We start from the raw sequence: 3,602 nt of genomic DNA on the forward strand, positions 1-3,602 counted from the left end.
CCCTCACCGATGAAGCTTGTCCCGTTCCCCCGGAATTAGTCATCGAAATTATCTCTCCGGAACAATCTTTCAGCAGCCTGAGCGAAAAAGCCGTGGACTACCTAAAAGCGGGAGTCAGTCGCGTCTGGATCGTCGATCCCCAGGCCAAGCAGATCACAATTTTCTATCCCGACGCACCCCCGGCGATTAAAAAAGGCGATGACGAAATTAGGGACTTGCGCTTTGATAATGTACCTTTTGGGCGAACGCAGTTCGCCCCTACATTGTGAACAAAATCCGTTACTGTAGGGGCGCAAAGCTTGCGCCCTCCGATCGATTGGGATATTATTCCCACGCAAGTCCCTTAGCGATATTCTCCTCCCCGATTTAACCCTAACCCCCAGCCAACTTTTTGCCAAGGCCCGAGGAAGTTAATGCCCTACCGTCTCGTTCTCAATCTCACACCCCGATCGCCGATCTATCCGAATTTTCTCACCGGACGACACCTTCACGCGCTATTCCTTACCCTTGTCAGTAGTGTCGATCAGGAATTAGGGAACATTCTACACACAGCCGAGGCAGATAAAGCCTTCACCTTATCGCCACTACAGATGCAATCTGGTGGAAAAACGATAAATTCCCCGCAGTGGCGACACGAACGGCCAATCGCCCCAGAAACTCCCTGCTGGTGGCGGATTTCTCTGCTCGATGACCGATTATTCGGTAAATTAACCTCGCTCTGGTTGAATCTCAATCCAAAACACCCCTGGCATCTCGGTTCCGCCGATCTGGTTATCACTAGCGTCCTCGCCACCCCGCAATCGGTTCAATTCTGGGCGAACTCTTGTACTTATCAATACCTGTATGAAAACGCCTCGGAAACGAATCGGGAATTTAATTTCCTTTTCGCTACCCCCGTCACCTTCCGGCAGGGAAAATTCGATAGTGCCTTACCGACGCGGGAACTGGTGTTTAATAGCCTTCTCAATCGTTGGAATCGCTATAGCGGGATCCCCTTCGATTCCATCGTCCTAGAGTCGATTTTCCCCAGTTTCTTCGATATTCAAACGAAATTAGCCGACGAAGCCTATAAAAACCAGTCGATCGGTTGTGTGGGTGAGATTCACTATCGTCTTTTGGGAGAGGTGGAACCCGCAAAGATTAAAGCGATTAATGCACTGGCGGATTTTGCCCTCTATGCAGGAGTGGGACGGAAAACCACCATGGGAATGGGGATGACTCGCAGAATTGCTAAGGAGAAAAGATAGTTATGGATGAATCTGATTACATACCGATCGCCGCTCTCAACCATTACGCCTACTGTCCCCACCGTTGTTGGAGAATGTTCGTCGCTGGGGAATTTCTCGATAATAGCTACACGATCGAGGGAACAAATTTACACGAACGAGTTCACACCGTTGGGGCGGGAAACCGCGAGGAAATATGGCAAATTCGGGCGATCTGGCTTAAATCAGATAATTACCGTCTCATCGGTAAAGCCGATCTGATCGAGTCCCACGACGGCGAATTTATCCCCGTGGAATACAAACGGGGCAGTAAGGGCGAATGGGATAACGACGAGTTGCAGGTGTGCGCTCAAGCCCTATGTTTGGAAGAAATGACGGGAAAAAGGCTAGATACTGGCTATATCTACTATGCCAGTTCTCACCAGCGTCAACCGGTGGCGATCGATCTTGCTCTACGGCAACGGGCGATCGCTACGATCCGAGCAGTTGAAACCCTGATCCAGACGGGAAAAATGCCCCCGGCGGTCTATTCACCCCGCTGCAAGGGATGCAGTTTGTTCGATCGCTGCTTGCCCCGATTAACTGAAAAAGTCCAACGATATCAAGAGGAAGACTAAAAAATATGGGAACGGTATATGTGACGAGAGAAGACGCATTTCTCGGCAAAAATGACGAGCGTTTAACGGTCAAAGCATCCAAAGAAACGATCCTCGATGTACCTCTATTGAACGTGGAAGGAGTGGTGATTTTCGGACGGGGTTCAGTTTCTCCCGCATTGGTGATCGAATTGTTGGAACGTCATATTCCGCTCAGTTTCGTCACATCCACCGGACGCTATCTCGGTAGATTGGAACCGGAGATGACCAAAAATATTTTCGTTCGTCGAGCGCAATGGCAGGCCGCCGGCGATTCTCCGAAAGCCATTCATTTAGTGCGGGGATTCGTCCGCGGCAAGCTGAAGAATTACCGCAACATTCTGCTCCGTCGTCAACGCGATCGAAAAGAGTTGGATTTACAAACTGCGATCGCTTGTCTGGAAGCAGCGATCGGATCGATCGAAACAACCTCGGCGATCGATTCTCTCCGGGGGTTAGAGGGAGCCGGAAGCGCGGCCTATTTCAGTTGTTTTGATTCCCTAATTCTCGGCGATACTTTTACCTTTACCTCGCGTAACCGTCGCCCCCCGCGAGATCCGGTCAATTCTCTTTTGAGTCTGGGTTATGCGTTATTGCGCCATGACGTGCAGAGTGCGATCAATTTGGTCGGTTTTGACCCCTATCTCGGTTATCTTCACTATCAACGCTACGGTCGCCCCTCGCTGGCACTAGATCTGATGGAGGAATTTAGAGCGATCGTCGTTGATGCCGTAGTTCTCAATGGGGTCAATCATCCTTATCTTACCCCCGAACATTTCACCACCGAACCCTTAAGCGGTGCGGTTTCCTTGACGAGAGAGGGATTACAGATTTTCCTGCGCTTGTACGAACAGAAGAAACAATCCAAGTTTAAGCATCCGGTAATGGGTAAACAGTGTACTTATCAAGAAGCTTTCGAGATTCAGGCCCGACTAATGGCGAAATATCTGATGGACGAGACGGATAAGTATCCACCCTTGATTTTAAAGTAGGTAGAGGCGGTCATGTATTTTGTTATCAGTTACGATATTTCCGATGATAAGCGACGAACCAAAATTCACAATACGTTAAAGTCCTACGGCCAACGGGTGCAGTATAGTGTTTTTGAGTGCGATCTAACCGATACCCAGTACGCCAAGCTGCGCGGGCGCTTGAGTAAGTTGATCAAACCCGATACCGATAGCATCCGCTTTTATTTTCTCTGCGCCTGTTGTCGGGGTAAAGTGGAACGTATCGGTGGTGAGTTACCCCGGGATAATACAATTTTTTTTGTTTAGCTCGGTTGCGCTTCCGGGTAGCTGTAAAAATCCTTAACTATTATCTGGTGGCTGAAAAGCTTATAGGATATAGATTCGAGATGATTTTCCTTTCCAACGCGGGGCGCACCTTATCCCGTAAGGTTTTGCGGGGTCTTGAAGAACTGGGTCACTTGCTGTATGATTGGTTTATTGCGGGTGCGGCGCATACGAACCTTGAAAATCCCATAGCGTATAGCTTTTACCACTGGGCGGTTCCAATTAATCTTAAACCCTATTAGGGATTGAAACACACGGCTTGGAGAGTTTAAGCAAAAAGTAGCATGTTCCAATTAATCTTAAACCCTAAGTAGTCATGCAAAATTAATTACCCAAATAAAAAATTAAGAAGTATAATACATAAAAAAACGAAGCAGCAGGAAAATACAATGAGATTGATTAGAGACCTAAACCCCGAGAGCCAGAAAATGCTAGAGAGAATTTAT

Annotated in this window: 5 protein-coding genes; all 5 read left to right on the top strand. The window is 48.3% G+C overall.

The window, feature by feature from the left end:
- Positions 1 to 269: Uma2 family endonuclease (locus tag O9323_RS18455; RefSeq protein WP_288125550.1), on the top strand; the 269-nt coding region annotated here is incomplete at its 5' end.
- Positions 270 to 413: 144 nt separating this feature from the next.
- Positions 414 to 1,247 (top strand): CRISPR-associated endoribonuclease Cas6, encoded by an 834-nt coding sequence (cas6, locus tag O9323_RS18460; protein ID WP_288125551.1) that lies wholly within the window; start codon positions 414 to 416, stop codon positions 1,245 to 1,247.
- Positions 1,248 to 1,249: 2 nt separating this feature from the next.
- A complete protein-coding gene (gene cas4, locus O9323_RS18465) occupies positions 1,250 to 1,843 on the top strand; it encodes a CRISPR-associated protein Cas4 (protein ID WP_193979636.1) in 594 nt (197 codons plus the stop codon).
- 5 nt (positions 1,844 to 1,848) lie between these two features.
- Complete coding sequence (gene cas1d / locus O9323_RS18470; protein ID WP_002778670.1) at positions 1,849 to 2,853, top strand: type I-D CRISPR-associated endonuclease Cas1d; 1,005 nt, start codon at positions 1,849 to 1,851, stop codon at positions 2,851 to 2,853.
- Between the two features lie 12 nt (positions 2,854 to 2,865).
- Positions 2,866 to 3,138, top strand: a complete 273-nt coding sequence (gene cas2, locus O9323_RS18475) for a CRISPR-associated endonuclease Cas2 (RefSeq protein ID WP_046663050.1) — start codon at positions 2,866 to 2,868, stop codon at positions 3,136 to 3,138.
- The last annotated feature ends 464 nt before the right edge of the window (positions 3,139 to 3,602 follow it).

The sequence above is a fragment of the Microcystis sp. LE19-131.1A genome, from assembly GCF_027532015.1.
GTDB lineage: Bacteria > Cyanobacteriota > Cyanobacteriia > Cyanobacteriales > Microcystaceae > Microcystis > Microcystis ichthyoblabe_A.

Bases quoted from the DNA above. Each gene is read 5' to 3' on its own strand.
- cas6 (WP_288125551.1), top strand. From the start codon at position 414: ATGCCCTACCGTCTCGTTCTCAATCTCACACCCCGATCGCCGATCTAT.
- cas2 (WP_046663050.1), top strand. From the start codon at position 2,866: ATGTATTTTGTTATCAGTTACGATATTTCCGATGATAAGCGACGAACC.
- cas1d (WP_002778670.1), top strand. From the start codon at position 1,849: ATGGGAACGGTATATGTGACGAGAGAAGACGCATTTCTCGGCAAAAAT.
- cas4 (WP_193979636.1), top strand. From the start codon at position 1,250: ATGGATGAATCTGATTACATACCGATCGCCGCTCTCAACCATTACGCC.